Genomic DNA, 16,447 nt, shown 5'->3' with positions numbered 1-16,447 from the left:
TGGCCGCCGTCACGGGCGATGCTCGAGGGCGCCGGTCACATGCGCCGGTCGTCGTCAAGCGTCTCGCTGCGGTGCTCGCGCAGCTCGATGCGGGGCCGCTCGTCGCGGGCGCGCTTGGCCTCGGCCTTCTCGCGCATCGATCGCCGCACCGCGAACGCCACGAACACGACGGCCGCCACCGCGCACAGCACGTAAATCACGGTGGAGAACCGGTCGATCCACTCGCCGACGATGTGCCACTGGTTGCCCAGCAGCACGCCCAGGTACACGAGCACGCCGTTCCACAGGGCCGAGCCCGCCGTCGTGTACAGCACGAACTTGCCCAGCGGCATCCGCTGCAGCCCCGCGGGAATGGAGATGATCGACCGGATGCCCGGCACCATGCGCCCGAGGAACACGGACGCCTCGCCATGCCGGCCGAACCAGTCGAGGGCCTTGTCCACGTCGGACACCTTGGCCAGCGGGATCTTGTCGGCGATCGCCCGCACGCGATCCGCGCCCAGCGCCGCGCCCGCCCAGTACAGCAGCAGCGCGCCGAGCACCGAGCCTCCGGTGGCCCACGCCACGGCGCTCCACCAGCTGAACTTGCCGGTCGTCGCGGTGAACCCGGCCAGCGGCAGGAACAGTTCGGACGGCACGGGCGGGATGATCGTCTCGATGAGGATCGCCAGCGCCACGCCCGGCGGCCCGAGCGTGCCCATCAGGGAGACGGACCAGTCGATGATCGTTTGCACGGGACTCCTCTTTCGTGGCGGCGCCATTGCGCGCGCGGCTTCGGGCACGGCACCGGGCACCGCGGCGGGGCGCTCTTTCGCAGTCTGGCACCCGAATCGAGCCGCCCGCAGTGATTTTCGCGCTTGCGGGGACTCCTCCACAACTCCCGCGCGCCGCCGATGGTTCCCGCACCCGCCGCCGGGGGTAGCGTGCGCACTACCGGGATACGGGCCCGCAGGCCACTGTATTTTCGCTGGTGGAGCGGTGGAATTGGGTCAGACGGGGCAACCGGGCCCCGCACCGGGATACGGAAGGACCCGCCATGGACACCATGCACGTACACGACACTTCGCTTTACGACGACGCCGAGCGGCGCGGGCACCAGACCGTCGCAAAGCAATCCGAGAGGCGCGGCAGCGGCGCCGCGACCCTGGGCGCGGCGCTGGCGCGGCCGAGCTACCTGTTTTCGAAATGGCCGTGGCTGGCGCTGGCCAACATCATCGTGGGGCTGGCGCTGGCGTCGGTGATCGGGTCGGTGATCCTGCCGCTGCTGGTGCTGAGCATCGTGCCGCAGATCCGGAACCTGGTGTGGCCGGGGCTGCTGCGCGTCGAGGTGTGGCGGCTGAGGCTCATCGACCGGCCGGGGGCGGATGAGATCGCGCCGCCGATCGACAGGCTCGCCGAGAAGGGCGGCACCCCGACGTTCGCGCAGTTCGCGCACCTGGCGCTGGTGGTGTTCCTGCTCATCCCGTTCACGGTCGGGGCGGCGTTCCTGCCGATGCTGTTCACCATGCTGTTCTCCCCGTGGCCCTTCTTCGACGGCACCCCCGTCGAGGCGCTGGGCAACGACGCCACCGACGCCGAGGTCGCGCAGGGCGTGTACGACACGTTCATCGCGCCGCTGCCGACGTGGGTGCTCATCGCGTGGGTCGTCGTCGCGGCGATCGTCTTCGCCGTCGCGCTGCTCTACGCCGCCGGCCTGTGGGCGTGGGCGACCGGGAAGCTGGCGCGGACCCTGATGGCGCCCGACGAGGGGCAGCTGCGCGCCGACGTCGACCGCCTCGAATCGGCGCGGTCCGACGTTCTCGACGCCGCCGCGATGGAACGCACGCGCATCGAGGGCGCCCTGCACGACGGCGTCCAGCACCGGCTGGTCGCGCTGACCATGAAGCTCGGCATGGCCGAGGCCGAGGACCCCGACGGCCCGACCGGCAAGCTCGCCGCCGATGTCCACGGCGACGTCGACGCCGTGCTCGCCGACCTGCGCCGCGTCATCCGCAACATCCAGCCGCGCGCGCTGTCCGAGCATGGGCTGCGGGCGGCGGTGGCCGATCTCGCCGCGGGCATGCCGATGCCCGTCGACGTCGACGTCCCCTCGGTGCGCATGCCGCGCCACATCGAGGAGGCCGCGTTCTTCTTCGCCTCCGAGGCACTGTCCAACGTGGCCAAGCACTCGGGCGCGAGCCGGGCGACGGTCGTCGCCGGGATCGACCCGGTCGCGGGAATCGGCGGTCATGGCGGCCATGGCGGCGCTGACGTCACGAGCGGTGCAGCCGGCGCGGTGCTCACGGTGACCATCGCCGACGACGGCCGCGGCGGCGCGGCCGAAGATCCCGCCGGGGCGCACGGCGCCGGCCATGGCCTGCGGGGAATGCGCCAGCGCGCCGCGGGCGTCGACGGTACCGTGACCGTGACCAGCCCCGACGGGCGCGGCACGACGGTGACGCTGACGTGCCCGACGCGGGTTCTCGAGGTCGAAAGCCCGACCACCCCGACCGGCCCGACTAACCCGGCCACACCGGCCGCCCCGACCACCCCGCTCCCCGAGGAGGATCAGCCCCGATGACCGCCGCCACCCCCGCGCGCGAGCCGCTGCGCATCGTCCTCGCCGAGGATTCGCCCCTGCTCCGCGCGGGGGTGGAGGCCGTTCTGGGCCGCGGCGGCCATGAGGTCGTCGCGGCGGTCGGCGATGGTGTGGCGCTCGTCGACGCCGTCCGCGCCACCGTCCCCGACCTGGTCATCACCGACGTGCGCATGCCGCCGGGCCATTCCGACGAGGGCCTTCGCGCCGCCGCGCAGATCCGCCGCGAGCGCCCGTCGCTGCCGGTGATCGTGCTGTCGCAGTACGTGTCGGTGGCCTACGTCGACGATCTCATGGCCGGCGGCGGCCGCGGCCTGGGTTACCTGCTCAAGGATCGCGTCGCGCACGTCCGCCACTTCCTCGACGCCGTCGGCAATGTCGCGGCCGGCCAGACCATCATCGATCCGGAGGTCGTCCGCGCGCTCGTCGGCGGTGCGGCGGCGTCGGGCCCGATTGCGCTGCTCACGCCCCGTGAGCGCGAGGTCCTGTCGCTGATGGCGGAGGGCCGCACCAATCACGCGATCGCCGACGAGCTCGTGGTGTCGGAGGCGGCCGTCCGCAAGCACATCGGCGGGATCTTCTCCAAGCTCCCGCTTGACGACGGTGCCGACCGCCGCGTCTCCGCCGTCCTCGCCTATTTGCGCTCGGAAGGCCGGTAGCGGGGCGCTACCCCAGCCGCTCCCACACCTCGCGGTACGCCGCGGCCAGCGACTCGACGGTCTCGTGCGCGTTGAGCCCGCTGGGGTTGGGCACGACCCAGGTTTCCGCGCCGCCGATCCCGCGCTCTTGCTTGCCGACGCCCACCTTCTCCCCCTCCGCCGTCGTCGCCCCGAATGCCGTGCGGAATGCCCCGATGCCGGCGACCATGACGATCTCCGGGCCGCCGCGCTGCTCTCGCTGTCGGGCGACCTTGTCCTCGAGAATGCGGCCGCCGTCGCGGATCTCGGCGTTCGACAACTCGCCGGCTCGCGCCGTCGCACGGGCCACCACGTTGGTGAAGCCGAGGCCGGCGGATTCGAGGTGGCGGAGGTCATCGTCGGAAAGCCCGTCCCGCGCATCGATGAGCCGGGGCGTGATCCCCGCGGCGTGCAGCGCCGGCCAGAAGCGGTTGCCGGGGCGGGCGAAGGGGGCGCCGACTTTGGCTGTCCACAGGCCGGGATTGATGCCGACGACGAGCAGGCGGCAGCCGTCGACGTTGATGTCGTCGATGACGGCGCCGCGGAAATCGTCGAGGTCCCCGCTCACCGGCGGCGCTCCTCCGCGCCGAAGAGCACTGCGCGGCCAGTGCCACCGGTGCGATCGGCGTCCTCACGGCGGGCAGCGATGGCCAGCTCCACGGTGCGGTCGAAACGGGCGCCCATGGCGGGCACGTCGGCCAACGGCACCCAGGCGACCTCGGTGTTCTCGCCGTCGGCGGGATGGGGCGCGGTGGTCTCCCCCGGCACCCCGGAATCCCCGGCGTCCCCCTGCGCCACGGCCTCTCCGGAAGGCACGGCCTCCCGCGCCAGGAACGCGTGGTCCAGGTACTGGGCGCGATCCCCGTTGGGGTACTCGATCTTTCGGGTGACCTGGACGGACAGGAGCTCGTCCACCTCGACGTGCAGCGCCGTTTCCTCGGCCACCTCGCGCACGCCCGCGACGTCGGGTTCTTCGCCGGGATCGACGATGCCGGTGACGGGCGTCCAGCGGCCGTCGTCGGCACGCCGCACGAGCAGCACTTCCTCGGCGCCGGCCTCGCCGCGCACGACGATCATGGTCACGCCGAGCAGCCACAATTCCGCGTGCCCGACGTGACGGCGCAATTCCACGATGAATTCGGGGGTCATGGCCCCCACGGTAGGCCCCGGCGCACGCCTGCGCTGTCGGGCCGGAGTCGGGCCGGAGTTGGTCCGGAGCCGGGCCAATCGGGAAGCCCAGACTGCCGAGCCCGCCCGCGCTACTCCGCCAGTGCGCGGATCTCCACGGTGTTGGCGCACGCCTCGGCGGCCTCGGTGGCCAGGTTGAGGGCGGCTTCGTCGCCGTCGGCCTGGATGATCCAGAAACCGCTGGGGAACGTGTCGGCGTCGAGGTACGGGCCGTTGACCACGGAGCCGTCGGGAAGCACGGTCTTGGCGGATTCCGGCGGCACCAGCCCGCCGGCGAGAACCCAGTGGCCGCGGTCCTGCAGGGACTGGTTGAATGCACCGACGCGCTCGAACGCGGCGTGCATGTCCTCGTCGGAGTCGTAGGGGTTGATGTCCCGTCGCCCGTGGACGCTCAGGAGATACTGCATGGCGTTCCTCCATTCCGGGGCCGGCGCCCGCTCGCCGTCTTGGCCGACGGCTGCGGGCGTGATCGCGCCGCCCCTGCATTTGCCTACGAAATGGTAACACCGGATCACCATCGGGGGCAGTGCGCGAATCCGCCCGGATCACCGATGATGGGGCCATGAGCACCGACCAGGCCCGAAATTCCGCCAACCCCGATGCGTCCGCCGATGCCGGCCGCCCCGCCGATGCGCGGGTGAATCTGCTCCGCGAGGGCGGCGCAATCTACAAGGCCCTGATCAAGGTCGCGGGCGAGTCGCGCCAGTACGCCGCCGACAGCGGCATCGACCGGGCGCTCGCCGAGTTGATCAACGTCCGCGCCAGCCAGCTCAACGGCTGCGTCGCCTGCCTCAACCAGCATCTTCCGCAGGCCCGCGAGGCCGGGGTGTCCGAGCAGAAGCTCGACCTCCTGCCGGCGTGGCGGGAGTCGGAGCTTTACGACGACCGCGAGCGCGCCGCCCTCTCCCTCGCCGAATCGCTGACGCTCATGCCGTCCCACGCCGAGCGGCAGCGCGCGTATTCGTTCGCCGCCCGGCACTTGGGCGACGCGGAGATCGCCGCGGTGGAGTGGACGGCCATCGCCATCAACGCGTTCAACCGCGTGTCCATCGCCAGCGGCCACCAGGTCCGGCCCCGCGACTGAACCGGGACTGAACCGGGGATTGCGCCGGTGGTGGTGGCGGGCTACCGCACCCACACCCACAGCATGGTGATGGTGACCACCGCCCCAACGAGGAAGTTCAGCCACAGGAACACGGTCCAGCCGCGGTGGGCGTCTTCGCAGTCGGCGTCGGTGATGGTCCAGAAGCGGCCCGCGTTGACGGCGTAGGTGGCGGCCGCGGCGGCGACGATCCACGCCGGCGCCGGCAGCAGAAGGAGGAGTGCGGCGGCGAGGGCGTACGTGACCGTCGCCAAGCGGGACGTCGCGCGCGCACCGAGGGCCGTCGCAATCGAGCTGAGACCACCCTCCCGGTCGGCGCGGACGTCCTGAACCGCGCCCAGCGCGTGGCTGGCCACGCCCCAGAGGAAAAACGAGGCGATGGCGACCCAGAAACCCCCGGTCAGGGAGTCGGGCGCCATGGCGCCGCCGACGAGCGCGGGGGCGACGAAGTGCGTCGACGACGTCACCGAATCGAGGAACGGGCGCTCCTTGAAGCGGAGGCCCGGCGCGGAATACGCCACCACCGCGAAGAGCGCGACCGTCAGCCACGCCGCCGACGCCCACGTGCCCGCGGCGTAGAGGTACACCGCGAAGGGGATGACCGTGATCGCCGACGCCCACAACAGCGCCGAATGCAGGTCCTTCGACAGCACCGCACCCTCGACGCCGCCCTTGCGGGGGTTGCGGATGTCGGACTCGTAATCGAAGACGTCGTTGATGCCGTACATCGCGATGTTGTACGGCACCAGGAAAAACACCGTGCCCAGCCAGAAGGCCAGGTCGAACCCGCCGCCGGCGATGAGGTACGCGGCACCGAAGGGGAAGGCCGTGTTCACCCAGCTGATCGGGCGCGAGGCGCCGAGCACGCTCAGGATCGTCCTCATGCGGGGTCCGCCTTTCGCGTGTCCGAAGTGGCGGTGCCGTGTTCTGTGGTGCCGCGTTCTGTGGTGCGACCCCGTCCGGCCCGCGCGTGCCCCGTCCAGATCGCGGGCACGGCGATGGCGGCGACGATGGCGTAGAGCAGGTCCTCCACGGGCATCACGCCGATGTACAGGCCGCTCATCCGGGCGTCGTCGTAGCCGACCAGACCGGCGAGGATCATGAAGTTGTCGAAGATCGTCGTCAGCAGCACCAGCACCGCGACGACGATGGCCGTCACCGCAAGCTGCCGGGGCGCGCTGCGGCGGCGCCACAGCCAGACGGCCAGCGCGAGGACGATGAACGGCACGCTGATGAGCAGGTACGTCATCGCGCCACCTCCCGCGACGCCAGGATCAGCCGCGCCCCCGACGTCAGGTTCATGGTCAGGTACGTGAGAAAGAACAGGAAAATCGGCTCCTCCAGCGGCATTTCGGGGGCGAGGACGACGCCGGTCATGAACGGCGACCCGCCGCGGAAGAACACGCCGGTCATGATCCCCAGCGCGTCCCACGCCAGGAACAGCGCGAGCATCACGGCGCTGACCGCCCACGCCCGCCGCGCGTCGTGGAAGAAGGTCAGGCGCCAGCGAAAGTCGCACAGCACCATGCAGACCAGCGTGGCCAGCAGGATGATCAGGTAGAGCCAGGGTTCGAGGGCGTCAGGAATCATGCGCGCCACGCCCCATCCGGGCCGCCGCCACGGCCGCCCGGCCGGCGATGGCGGCCTTCGTCGGGCCCGGCACGCGGATCCTGGTGGTGGCCACGAGCTGCGCCGGGGTGCCGCGCAGCCGCCGGGACAGCTCGGCGAACAGGTCGGTCGCGGCGAGCACGCCGGCGCGGGCGGCGCCGGGCAGCAGCGGGATGGCCACGCGCGCGTCGGCGAGGTCGGCGTCGATGTCGTCGAGAAGCTTGTCCTTGACCGGCTCGGTCAGCGCCCGCCCGTCGAGCTCGTCGAAATACGTGCGCCCGAGTTCGCCGGTGTCCTCGGCGAGGTCGCGCAGGAAGTTGATCTTCTGGAACGCCGCCCCCAGGCTGCGCGCACCGGCGACCATCCGCGCGCGATCCTCCTCGGACGGCGGGTTGTCCGCGAGGAAAATGGACAGGCACATCAGGCCGATGACCTCGGCGGATCCGTAGACGTACTCGTCGAGCGCCTCGTGGTCGTAGGTCGATTCGGTCAGGTCGCGGCGCATCGACCGGAAGAACGCGCGGACGTGCTCCTCCTCGATCCCGCAGCGCCGCACCGTGCCCGCGTACGCGTGCAGCACGGGGTCGGGGTGGAAGGGCATGGTCGGCGCGTGGAGCACCAGCGCCTCGTAGTGGTCGAGCAGCTCGCGGACCTGCACGGGCGTGCAGCCGGCTTCTTCGGCGGTGCCGTCGACGATCTCGTCGGCGATGCGCACCATCGCGTACAGGTTGCGGATGTCCTGCCGCTCCCGCGCGCCAAGCAGCCGCGTGGCCAGGGAGAACGACGTCGAGTACGTGCCGATCACCGTCGAGCTCGCCTTGCGGGTCATGCGGTTGTAGCGCGGGGTGAATCGCTTTCCGACGTCCCGGCGCCGTTTCTCAGCGGCCATGCTTCACCAGGCTCCCTTCGATCGAATCGGCGACGCCCGACAGCCCGGACGCCACCTCCCCGGGCAGATCCGCGGCGGCGATGGCGCGGCGCGCGCGGTCGAGGTACCCGCGGCCTTCGGCGATGACCTCGGCGATGACGTCGGCGTCGGCGCCGTCGCGCATGGTCACCAGGGTGGTCCGGCCGCGGGCGACGTCGCCGGCGGCGGTCTTGCCGGTGTCGGCGGTGGCACCGAAGACGCCGGCGAGGTCATCGGCGGCCTGGTACGCGCGGCCGAGGTTGCGGCCGATGGGCACCATCGCCTCCTCGTCGAGCCCGGCGACCATCGCGCCGAGCTGCAGCGGGGCCTCGAAGGTGTACACGCTGGTCTTCATCCAGCTGCTGTCGCGGACGTCGTCGCCGGTGGCGCCGGACGGGCGGGCGCCGTGGATGATGTCCATCATCTCGCCGCCCAGCGTCACCGTCATGGCGTTGCCGACGATCCGGAGCGCCCGGCGCGCACGTTCGTCGGAAAGCCCCGAGGACAGGATCATCTGCTGCACCCCGACCAGGGCCAGGTCGCCGGCGATGATGCCCATGGACGTGCCGTCGTGGGCCGCGGCATCGGCATCGGCACCGGCGGCGGCGAGCTCGTCGCGCACGGAGGCGTGGATGGTCGGCTCGCCGCGACGCAGGTCATCGCGGTCGATGATGTCGTCGTGGATGAGGAACGCCCCGTGCAGCAGGTCCACGCAGGCGCCGAGCAGGATCGCCGCGTCGGCGTCGTCGCCGTCGACGGGGCCCGCGGCGATGTGGACCAGCCGCGCCCGCAGGTGCTTGCCGCCCAGCGCCGCCCGGCCGATGCCGCCGAGGACGTCGGCGAGCAGGCCCGGCCGGTCGCCCGTCGCGCCCCTGATCTGGCCGTCGAGGACACCGCGCAGGAGCTCGACGGACGCCTCGGTCCGCCGGGCCACGCGATCGGCGGCGGTCCCGCCTGTTCCGCTCATCGCGTCATCGCCGCCGGCAGAAGGCCGCGGGCGCCGAGGCGCCGCGGCGGTTTCTGGTCGCGCCAATTGACGCGGATGGTGTGCGCCCCGCGCCGGAACCGGCGGACGATCTGCCGCGCGCCGACCAGCGCCCGCGGGTCCATGTCCAGCACCAGATCGGGCTGGAACCACACCGTCTCGTGCGGCCGCACGGCGAACGACAGGTGCATGTCCTCGTGGACCTCGACGTCGGAGAAGTCCACGCCGCCGCGCACCTCCTCCCACCAGGTCCGGCGGATGGAGTAGTTCGTGCCGAAGAACGGCTGATGCCCGAGCGCCGAACCGACGCTGGCGCGGTAGGCGCCGAGGTACATGGCCGTCGTCACGCGCCCCCACATCCCGGGCAGCTCGAAGCGCCCGGACCCGGTGACCCCGACGACGTCGCGCTGGCCGTGCGCCGGCCCGGAGTTGGCGTCGGCGGCGTCCCAGGCGGCGTGGAGGTCGGCCACGAAGTCCGCCTCCGGAGCCACGTCCGCGTCGGTGCGCAGCATGACGTCGCAGGTCGAAGCGTCGAAACCCGCCGCCGTCGCCCACGTGATGCCGCGGCGGGGTTCCTCCACGACGCGTGCGCCGAACTCGCGGGCCACCGCCGCGGAGTCGTCGGTGGAGCCGTTGTCCACGACGACGATCTCGTCGGCCGGGACGGTTTGCGCGGCGAAGGCCGCCAGGCAGCGCCGCAGAAGCTCGCCGTCGTTGAGGCAGGGGATGACGACGCCCAGCGTTCGGGATCGGGTCACTGAAGTCCTTTCGGGGGTGATGGTGACCAGCCTAGCCGTGTCACCCGGTGCAGGTGTCCGGCGTTCAACTCCGCGACTCCCGACAGAATTTCCTAGGATGTTTCCCATGGGAATGCTTCGCGTCGGGATCATCATGATGACGGTCTTCACCGTCTTCTGGTCGAGCTGGGCCTGGCCCCACCCCGACCCGGCATTGCGCATCTCCGGTTTCGCGCTCGCGGCAGCTGCGGTGCTGATGTTCGTGGTCTCGCTGGTGGGCGGACGCGGCAGGGCGTCGCAAAGCAAGGACAAACCCGTGCTTGACGACGCCCACCGCCCCCGCGACCGCCGCGGCGCCGGGAAAACCACCCTCATCGCGATCGCGGTGGAGGTCATCGCGATTTTCGCCGTCGTGCGCTGGCTCGGCGCCGTGAACCCGGATCTGATCCAGCCGGCCATCGCGCTCATCGTCGGCGCGCATTTCCTGGTGTTCCAGTTCAGCCCCGCGACCCGCGGCGGCGTGCACGTGGTGACCACCGTGCTCGGCGTGACCATCGGCGCCGTCGGCCTGCTGATGATCAACGGCGACCGGCCCGCCGACCTCGTCCACGCGCTCGTCGGGCTCGGCATGGCCGCCATCACCCTGGGCTACGGGGTGCTGTTCACCCGCGCAGTGCGCTGATCAGCTCGTCCTTGTTCATGGATGAGCGGCCCTCGATGTCCAGCTCGCGGGCGCGGTCGCGCAGGTCATCGACGGTCCAGTCCTCGTAGGAGCCGGACTCGCCGCCCTTGCGGCCGACCTTTTCCCGCGACGAATTCGCCGCGGCGTTGGCGATGCGCGCGGCCTTCTCCTTGCTGGCGCCGTCGTCGCGGAGTGCCTCGTAGACCTCCGGGTCCTTCACGGACGGGCCCGGATCTTCCCTCTTCCCCGAACCGCCGCCCGAGTTGCTGCGGGAGTTCTTGCTGCCCGAGTTCTTGCTGCCCGAATTGTTGCTGCCGTTGCCTGCCATGGTCGCGCTCCCCTTTCGGTGGCTTCCGCCGCCCGAGCACCGGGCGGCCGAGTGTGCGCGATGGTAGCGGGATCGGGCCCGGTGCGTGGGCGTGCCCGGCCCCGCCCGGCCCCTCCCCGGCCCCGTCCCGGCATTCGTTCGCCAATGCTCCGACCCGTTTTACGACATCTCGATAGAATGGCATTCACCTTTCCGACGAGAATCGAGGCCCGATGACCACCGCGGAACACGCACTCGTCACGCCCGCGCCCGACCCGGCCGGCCCGCCGACCCCGCGCGGCCCGGCCAGCGCGGCGCTGCTCGGCCTGCTGACCGGCCACGACGACCACACGCCGGCCACCATCGCCGCGATCGCGGACCACGTCGATGCCGCCCTGGCCGAATGCACCGGCGCCGCCAATTCCGGCACCACCGCCAACACCGGCGCCGCCAACTCTGACGCCAACATCTCCGCCGCCGACGACGCGCTCCTGCACCACGATGATCTGCAGCTGACGCTCTTCCTCCTCTATCTCCTCCATTACGGCCCGGCGCCCTACGTCACGGGCGACTTCGAGTGGGATCCGGATCTGCTGGCCATCCGCACGCGCATCGAGGACGCCTTCGAGCGCGTCCTCCGCGACATCGTCGACGTCCCCGACACCGCGCCGGACGGGAACACCTCCCCGACCAGCGGCGATCAATCCCCCGGCGCCTCGGTGACGGAGGCGCTGTTCGCGATGACGGATGCCGTCGCAAAGCCGAAGCTGGCCATGTGGGCCGGCCGCAAGGCGACCGAGAAGCAGCTGCGCGAACTGCTGATCCTGCGCACTATCTACACGCTGCGCGAGGCCGACCCGCACTCGTGGGCGATCCCGCGGCTGCGGGGGCGCGCGAAGGCGGCGCTGGTGGAGATCCAATCCGACGAGTACGGCAACGGCCGCCCCGGCCGCATGCACGCCGAGATCTTCGCCGGCACGCTGCGCGGGATGGGCCTGTCCGACGCCCCCGACGCGTACGTCGACCGGGTGCCCGCGATCACGCTGGCCTCGCTGAACATGATGAGCTTCTTCGGCCTGCACCGCCGCCTGCGCGGCGCGATCGTCGGGCACCTCGCGGCGTTCGAGATGACGTCGTCGATCCCCAACAAGCACTACGCCCGCGCTTTCCGACGCCACGGGCACGGAGACGACGTCACCTGGTATTTCGACGAACACGTCGAGGCCGACGCCGTCCACGAGCAGATCGCCGGGCGGGATCTCGCCGGCGGCCTGGCCGATGACGAGCCCGCGCTCGCCGGCGACATCCTCTTCGGCGCCGCCGCAAGCCTGCACATGGACGACCTCATCGGCGGGCACATGGACGCCGCGTGGTCGAGTGGGCGGTCCGCGCTGCGCGATGTCGCGGATGCGGCGAAGGGGGAAGGGGCGGGTGCGCGATGAGCGGGAGCTCCGGCGATGTGCCCGCCGATGTGGAGATGCCCGAGCACGAGACCGCCGGCGACGTACCCACCGATGCCGCCCGTGCCGGCGACGCGGGAGCCGTGATCACCGCCTGCCCGAACGGTCCGCTGCTGGTCCGGGGCGATTTCGCCATCGCCGCGGAGCCCGGCGCGGACCCCGAACGTGCCGAGCGCGCCGTCGTGGCGCTGTGCCGCTGCGGCGCGTCGAGCATCAAGCCGCTGTGCGATGGGACGCACAAGCTGATCGGCTTCACCACGGAGAAGTCCGGCGACACCTCCGGCGGGGCCTCCGAGCGGACGAGCCCCGACCGGCGCAGCTAGCCTGACGCGGCCTTCACCCCGGCGCGGCCCCTTTTCACGCCGGCCCCACCCCCGGGGCGGCCATTTTCACGCCGGCCCCGCATTCCGTAGCCGACGACTGCAGCCACACGATTTTTCCACCTGGGGTTTTACCGGCGTTCACTCGGCGTGTGGCTGCATTCGTCGAATTGGGACGCGTAGCGGGGACATGGTGGGACGCGTAGCGGGGCACATGGTGGGGACGCGTAGCGGGGCACATGGTGAGGCGGGTAGCTGGGCACGTGGTGGGTCCCCGACGAATGGCGGCCGGTCGCAGCCCACAGACCGCGACCGGCCGAGCCGCTAACTCGGGTCGAGGACCAGCAGCAGATCGCCGCCGGTGACCTGCGTGACGCCGGCCAACGGCACCTCCGTCACCGTGCCCGCGACGGGCGCGGTGATGGACGCCTCCATCTTCATGGCCTCGATGGTCGCCACCTGCGCCCCGGCCTCGACGACGTCGCCGACCTTCGCCGTGACGCTGACGGCACCCGCGAACGGCGCGGCGACGTGCCCCGGGTTCGACGGGTCCGCCTTGCTCACCTCGGCGATCTCCGGGTCAATCGAATGGTCGCGGACGTCGACCAGGCGCAGCTGGCCGTTGAGCGCGACCATCACCGTGCGCATGCCCTTCTCGTCCGGCCCCGAAATCGCCTCGAGCGTCACCAGCAGCCGCACGCCCTTGCCCAGCGAGATGACGTGCTCGCGCTCCGGGGTCAGCCCGTAGAGGAAATCGCGGGTGTGCAGCGACGACAGATCGCCGTACTTCGCGCGGTGCTGCAGGAAGTCCCGGGTCGGCCCGGGGAACAGCAGCCTGTTCAGCGTCGCGCGCCGGGTCGCCGAATCGGAACGGAGGGCCGCTGCATCATCGTCGGAAAGCTCCTTGATCCCCGCGGTGACCGTGCGCCCGCGCAGCGCCCTCGTGCGGAACGGCTCCGGCCACCCGCCCGGCGGCGTGCCCAGCTCACCGGCCAGGAAGTTGACCACGGAATCGGGGATGTCGAAGTTCGCGGGGTCGGCGGCCAGCTCGGCCGGGTCGACGCCCATGCCGACCATCGCCAGCGCGAGATCCCCGACGACCTTCGACGACGGCGTGACCTTGACCAGGCGCCCGAGGATGGAATCGGCGGCGGTGTACATGTCCTCGATGGCCTCGAAACGGTCGCCCAGGCCCAGCGCGATGGCCTGCTGGCGCAGGTTCGACAGCTGGCCGCCGGGGATCTCGTGGCGGTAGACGCGGCCGGTCGGGGCGCTCAGCCCGGACTCGAAGGGGCGGTACATGGTGCGGATGAGCTCCCAGTACGGCTCCATCGCGGAGATCGCCTCGAGCGGAATGCCGGTGTCGCGGTCGGTGTGCTCCAGCGCCGCGACCAGCGCCGACGCCGAGACCTGCGAGGTGGTGCCGGCCATGGAGGCGTCCGCGACGTCGACGGCGTCGACCCCGGCCTCCACCGCCGCCATGATCGTGGCCAGCTGGCCGCCGGCGGTGTCGTGGGTGTGCAGGTGGACGGGGAGGTCGAACCGCTCGCGCAGCGCCGTGACCAGCTTCGACGCGGCCGCCGGGCGCAGCAGGCCGGCCATGTCCTTGATGGCCAGGATGTGCGCGCCGGCGTCGACGCAGCTCTGCGCCAGGTCGAGGTAGTAGTCGAGGGTGTACAGGTCCTCGCGCGGGTCGGTGAGGTTGCCGGTGTAGCACAGGGCGACCTCGGCTACGGCGGTGCCGGTGGCGCGCACGGCCTCGATGGCCGGCCGCATCTGCTCGACGTCGTTGAGGGCGTCGAAGATGCGGAAGATGTCCACGCCGGTCTCGGCGGCCTCGCGGACGAACGCCTCGGTGACCTCGACGGGGTACGGGGTGTAGCCGACGGTGTTGCGGCCGCGCAGCAGCATCTGGATGGGGATGTTCGGCATCGCCTCGCGCAGCAGCCGCAGCCGCTCCCACGGGTCCTCGCCGAGGAAGCGCAGCGCGACGTCGTAGGTCGCCCCGCCCCACGCTTCGACGGACAGCAGCTGCGGCAGGGTGTGGGCGTAGGCGGGTGCGGCGGCGAGCAGGTCGCGGGTGCGCACGCGCGTGGCCAGCAGCGATTGGTGGGCGTCGCGGAAGGTCGTCGACGTCACGGCGACGGCGCGCTGGCGGCGCAGGGCCGCGGCGAACCCTTCGGGGCCTTCGTCGATGAGCACCTGGCGCCACCCGGCCGGCGGCACGTGGCGCGACGGGCCGTCGAACGGCGAGCGCAGCGGTTCGTCGAGCTTGTCGCCGGGGTGCCGGGGCAGCTTGGCGCGCGGGTCCGGGCCCGCCACGGGGTCGCCATGGGGCTTGTTGACGGTCACCTCCGCCAGCCACGTCAACGCCTTCGTGCCGCGGTCCGCCGACGCCTGTCCCTGCAGGAGCTCGGGGCGCTTCTCGATGAAGTCCGTGGTCACGTTGCCCGCCAGGAACTCCTCGTCGGCGACGACCGCGCGGAGGAAACCGATGTTCGTGGCGACGCCGCGGACGCGGAACTCGGCCAGCGCGCGGCGGGCGCGGCGGACGGCGGCCTGGTGGTCGCGGCCGCGGCAGATGAGCTTGACCAGCATCGAGTCGAAGTGCGGGGAGATCTCCGCGCCCGCGTAGATCGTCCCGCCGTCGAGGCGGACGCCGGCGCCGCCGACGGAGCGGTACGCGGAGATGCGGCCGACGTCGGGGCGGAAGTCGTTGGCCGGGTCCTCCGTGGTGATGCGGCACTGCATCGCCGCGCCCCGGATGCGCAGGCGATCCTGCGCGATGTCCAAGTCGGCGAGCGTCTGGCCCGCGGCGATGCACAGCTGCGCCTGGACCAGGTCGACGTCGGTGATCTCCTCGGTGACGGTGTGCTCGACCTGGATGCGCGGGTTCATCTCGATGAAGACGTGCTCGCCGGCGCGCTCGCCGACGGTGTCCACGAGGAACTCGACGGTGCCGGCGTTGACGTAGCCGAGCTCCTTGGCCAGCTTCACGGCGTCGCGGTGCAGCGCCTGGCGGATGTTCTCGTCGAGGTTGGGCGCCGGGGCGATCTCCACGACCTTCTGGTGGCGGCGCTGGAGGGAGCAGTCGCGCTCGAAGAGGTGCACCGTCTCGCCGGTGGCGTCGGCGAGGACCTGGACCTCGATGTGGCGCGGCCGCAGCACCGCCTGCTCGAGGAAGACGGTGGCGTCGCCGAAGGCGGTGGCCGCCTCGCGCATGGCGGCGCCGAGGGCGTCGGGAAGCGCCTCGCGCGTCTCCACCCGCCGCATGCCGCGCCCGCCGCCACCGGCGACGGCCTTGACGAAGATGGGGAACCCGATGTCCTCGGCCTGCTCCAGCAGCGCGTCGACGTCGTCGGACGGGTCGGTGGAGCGCAGCGTGGGGATGCCCGCGCGCTCGGCCGCGCGCAGGGCCTCGACCTTGTTGCCGGCCAGCTCCAGGACCTCGGCGCGCGGGCCGATGAAGGTGATGCCCGCGGCCTCGGCGGCGCGCGCCAGGTCCGGGTTCTCCGACAGGAAGCCGTAGCCCGGGTAGATCGCGTCGCACCCGGACTCGGTGGCCACGCGGATGATCTCGTCCACGTCGAGATAGGCGCGCACGGGATGGCCCTCGACGCCGATCTGGTAGGCCTCGTCCGCTTTTTGACGATGGATGGAGTAGCGGTCTTCGTGCGGATAGACCGCCACGGTCTTGATTCCGAGCTCGTAGGCCGAGCGGAAGGCGCGGATGGCGATTTCACCGCGGTTGGCGACGAGGATCTTCGTGAACATCAGTCTGTTTTCCATTCCTCCCCGGGGGCGGCGGGTCGCGCCGGCCGGGGCAGTGTTCGGGCGGGTGTGTCGGGTGCTTTGTCGGGTGCTTTTGACGGGTGCCGTGTGGGGTGGTGTTGGAGCCG

18 protein-coding genes are annotated in these 16,447 nt (G+C 71.6%); 6 read left to right on the top strand and 12 right to left on the bottom strand.

The genetic code is table 11. From position 1 onward, the window contains the following. Positions 1 to 35 precede the first annotated feature (35 nt). Positions 36 to 734 carry a DedA family protein gene (locus tag ACFWGD_RS10460; protein ID WP_377778634.1) on the bottom strand — a complete coding sequence of 233 codons (699 nt, stop codon included), beginning with the start codon at positions 732 to 734 and terminating at the stop codon, positions 36 to 38. Between the two features lie 302 nt (positions 735 to 1,036). Between ACFWGD_RS10460 and ACFWGD_RS10455 the strand changes: the two genes are divergently transcribed. Next, positions 1,037 to 2,560 carry a sensor histidine kinase gene (locus ACFWGD_RS10455; RefSeq protein ID WP_377778633.1) on the top strand — a complete coding sequence of 508 codons (1,524 nt, stop codon included), beginning with the start codon at positions 1,037 to 1,039 and terminating at the stop codon, positions 2,558 to 2,560. Continuing rightward, a complete protein-coding gene (locus ACFWGD_RS10450) occupies positions 2,557 to 3,234 on the top strand; it encodes a response regulator transcription factor (protein WP_377778632.1) in 678 nt (225 codons plus the stop codon). The genes ACFWGD_RS10455 and ACFWGD_RS10450 overlap by 4 nt, the downstream gene beginning before the upstream one ends. A gap of 7 nt (positions 3,235 to 3,241) precedes the next feature. Here the strand turns inward: ACFWGD_RS10450 and ACFWGD_RS10445 are convergent, their stop codons facing one another. From ACFWGD_RS10445 to ACFWGD_RS10435, 3 genes are all read right to left on the bottom strand, one after another. Next, positions 3,242 to 3,820 carry a mismatch-specific DNA-glycosylase gene (locus ACFWGD_RS10445; RefSeq protein ID WP_377778631.1) on the bottom strand — a complete coding sequence of 193 codons (579 nt, stop codon included), beginning with the start codon at positions 3,818 to 3,820 and terminating at the stop codon, positions 3,242 to 3,244. After that, on the bottom strand, positions 3,817 to 4,401 hold the full coding sequence (locus ACFWGD_RS10440) for an NUDIX domain-containing protein (RefSeq protein WP_377778630.1): 585 nt from the start codon (positions 4,399 to 4,401) through the stop codon (positions 3,817 to 3,819). The genes ACFWGD_RS10445 and ACFWGD_RS10440 overlap by 4 nt, the downstream gene beginning before the upstream one ends. Positions 4,402 to 4,511: 110 nt before the next feature. Continuing rightward, positions 4,512 to 4,847: a YciI family protein gene (locus tag ACFWGD_RS10435; protein ID WP_377778629.1), complete on the bottom strand. Its 336-nt coding sequence runs from the start codon at positions 4,845 to 4,847 to the stop codon at positions 4,512 to 4,514. Positions 4,848 to 5,002: 155 nt separating this feature from the next. Here ACFWGD_RS10435 and ACFWGD_RS10430 point away from each other — a divergent pair, with 155 nt between their 5' ends. After that, positions 5,003 to 5,524, top strand: coding sequence for a carboxymuconolactone decarboxylase family protein (locus ACFWGD_RS10430; RefSeq protein ID WP_377778628.1), 522 nt, complete (start codon positions 5,003 to 5,005; stop codon positions 5,522 to 5,524). Positions 5,525 to 5,565: 41 nt separating this feature from the next. Here ACFWGD_RS10430 and ACFWGD_RS10425 read toward each other — a convergent pair whose 3' ends face one another. The 6 genes from ACFWGD_RS10425 to ACFWGD_RS10400 are packed head-to-tail and all read right to left on the bottom strand — an operon-like array spanning position 5,566 to position 9,800. Beyond that, positions 5,566 to 6,426, bottom strand: coding sequence for a prenyltransferase (locus ACFWGD_RS10425; RefSeq protein ID WP_377778627.1), 861 nt, complete (start codon positions 6,424 to 6,426; stop codon positions 5,566 to 5,568). After that, entirely contained in the window at positions 6,423 to 6,791 is a 369-nt protein-coding gene (locus ACFWGD_RS10420; RefSeq protein ID WP_377778626.1) for a lycopene cyclase domain-containing protein, read from the bottom strand. Before ACFWGD_RS10420 ends, ACFWGD_RS10425 begins: the two co-directional genes overlap by 4 nt. Continuing rightward, positions 6,788 to 7,132, bottom strand: a complete 345-nt coding sequence (locus tag ACFWGD_RS10415; protein ID WP_377778625.1) for a lycopene cyclase domain-containing protein — start codon at positions 7,130 to 7,132, stop codon at positions 6,788 to 6,790. Before ACFWGD_RS10415 ends, ACFWGD_RS10420 begins: the two co-directional genes overlap by 4 nt. Further along, positions 7,122 to 8,039 carry a phytoene/squalene synthase family protein gene (locus tag ACFWGD_RS10410; protein WP_377778624.1) on the bottom strand — a complete coding sequence of 306 codons (918 nt, stop codon included), beginning with the start codon at positions 8,037 to 8,039 and terminating at the stop codon, positions 7,122 to 7,124. The genes ACFWGD_RS10415 and ACFWGD_RS10410 overlap by 11 nt, the downstream gene beginning before the upstream one ends. Continuing rightward, positions 8,029 to 9,024, bottom strand: a complete 996-nt coding sequence (locus ACFWGD_RS10405; RefSeq protein ID WP_377778623.1) for a polyprenyl synthetase family protein — start codon at positions 9,022 to 9,024, stop codon at positions 8,029 to 8,031. Before ACFWGD_RS10405 ends, ACFWGD_RS10410 begins: the two co-directional genes overlap by 11 nt. Next, positions 9,021 to 9,800, bottom strand: a complete 780-nt coding sequence (locus tag ACFWGD_RS10400) for a glycosyltransferase (RefSeq protein WP_377778622.1) — start codon at positions 9,798 to 9,800, stop codon at positions 9,021 to 9,023. The genes ACFWGD_RS10405 and ACFWGD_RS10400 overlap by 4 nt, the downstream gene beginning before the upstream one ends. Positions 9,801 to 9,906: 106 nt before the next feature. Here ACFWGD_RS10400 and ACFWGD_RS10395 point away from each other — a divergent pair, with 106 nt between their 5' ends. Continuing rightward, complete coding sequence (locus ACFWGD_RS10395) at positions 9,907 to 10,461, top strand: hypothetical protein (RefSeq protein ID WP_377778621.1); 555 nt, start codon at positions 9,907 to 9,909, stop codon at positions 10,459 to 10,461. Here ACFWGD_RS10395 and ACFWGD_RS10390 read toward each other — a convergent pair. After that, positions 10,442 to 10,681 carry a Rho termination factor N-terminal domain-containing protein gene (locus ACFWGD_RS10390; protein WP_377778668.1) on the bottom strand — a complete coding sequence of 80 codons (240 nt, stop codon included), beginning with the start codon at positions 10,679 to 10,681 and terminating at the stop codon, positions 10,442 to 10,444. The two genes, ACFWGD_RS10395 and ACFWGD_RS10390, sit on opposite strands and share 20 nt — an antisense overlap. A 320-nt stretch (positions 10,682 to 11,001) precedes the next feature. Here ACFWGD_RS10390 and ACFWGD_RS10385 point away from each other — a divergent pair, with 320 nt between their 5' ends. Continuing rightward, entirely contained in the window at positions 11,002 to 12,210 is a 1,209-nt protein-coding gene (locus tag ACFWGD_RS10385; RefSeq protein WP_377778620.1) for an iron-containing redox enzyme family protein, read from the top strand. Further along, positions 12,207 to 12,551, top strand: a complete 345-nt coding sequence (locus ACFWGD_RS10380; RefSeq protein ID WP_377778619.1) for a CDGSH iron-sulfur domain-containing protein — start codon at positions 12,207 to 12,209, stop codon at positions 12,549 to 12,551. The genes ACFWGD_RS10385 and ACFWGD_RS10380 overlap by 4 nt, the downstream gene beginning before the upstream one ends. Positions 12,552 to 12,872: 321 nt before the next feature. Here the strand turns inward: ACFWGD_RS10380 and ACFWGD_RS10375 are convergent, their stop codons facing one another. After that, positions 12,873 to 16,322 carry a pyruvate carboxylase gene (locus ACFWGD_RS10375; RefSeq protein ID WP_377778618.1) on the bottom strand — a complete coding sequence of 1,150 codons (3,450 nt, stop codon included), beginning with the start codon at positions 16,320 to 16,322 and terminating at the stop codon, positions 12,873 to 12,875. Between the last annotated feature and the right edge of the window lie 125 nt (positions 16,323 to 16,447).

Origin of the sequence: Corynebacterium sp. NPDC060344 (assembly GCF_042725215.1) — a bacterium.
GTDB lineage: Bacteria > Actinomycetota > Actinomycetes > Mycobacteriales > Mycobacteriaceae > Corynebacterium.
The sequence above is the reverse complement of the archived record's forward strand: the minus strand, read 5'-3'. Positions and strand labels throughout refer to the sequence as shown.

Excerpts from the sequence above, each read along its gene's own strand:
- ACFWGD_RS10380 (WP_377778619.1), top strand. The coding sequence starts at position 12,207 with ATGAGCGGGAGCTCCGGCGATGTGCCCGCCGATGTGGAGATGCCCGAG.
- ACFWGD_RS10430 (WP_377778628.1), top strand. The coding sequence starts at position 5,003 with ATGAGCACCGACCAGGCCCGAAATTCCGCCAACCCCGATGCGTCCGCC.
- ACFWGD_RS10420 (WP_377778626.1), bottom strand. The coding sequence starts at position 6,791 with ATGACGTACCTGCTCATCAGCGTGCCGTTCATCGTCCTCGCGCTGGCC.
- ACFWGD_RS10395 (WP_377778621.1), top strand. The coding sequence starts at position 9,907 with ATGGGAATGCTTCGCGTCGGGATCATCATGATGACGGTCTTCACCGTC.
- ACFWGD_RS10375 (WP_377778618.1), bottom strand. The coding sequence starts at position 16,322 with ATGTTCACGAAGATCCTCGTCGCCAACCGCGGTGAAATCGCCATCCGC.
- ACFWGD_RS10385 (WP_377778620.1), top strand. The coding sequence starts at position 11,002 with ATGACCACCGCGGAACACGCACTCGTCACGCCCGCGCCCGACCCGGCC.
- ACFWGD_RS10435 (WP_377778629.1), bottom strand. The coding sequence starts at position 4,847 with ATGCAGTATCTCCTGAGCGTCCACGGGCGACGGGACATCAACCCCTAC.
- ACFWGD_RS10410 (WP_377778624.1), bottom strand. The coding sequence starts at position 8,039 with ATGGCCGCTGAGAAACGGCGCCGGGACGTCGGAAAGCGATTCACCCCG.
- ACFWGD_RS10405 (WP_377778623.1), bottom strand. The coding sequence starts at position 9,024 with ATGAGCGGAACAGGCGGGACCGCCGCCGATCGCGTGGCCCGGCGGACC.
- ACFWGD_RS10415 (WP_377778625.1), bottom strand. The coding sequence starts at position 7,132 with ATGATTCCTGACGCCCTCGAACCCTGGCTCTACCTGATCATCCTGCTG.
- ACFWGD_RS10425 (WP_377778627.1), bottom strand. The coding sequence starts at position 6,426 with ATGAGGACGATCCTGAGCGTGCTCGGCGCCTCGCGCCCGATCAGCTGG.
- ACFWGD_RS10455 (WP_377778633.1), top strand. The coding sequence starts at position 1,037 with ATGGACACCATGCACGTACACGACACTTCGCTTTACGACGACGCCGAG.
- ACFWGD_RS10450 (WP_377778632.1), top strand. The coding sequence starts at position 2,557 with ATGACCGCCGCCACCCCCGCGCGCGAGCCGCTGCGCATCGTCCTCGCC.
- ACFWGD_RS10440 (WP_377778630.1), bottom strand. The coding sequence starts at position 4,401 with ATGACCCCCGAATTCATCGTGGAATTGCGCCGTCACGTCGGGCACGCG.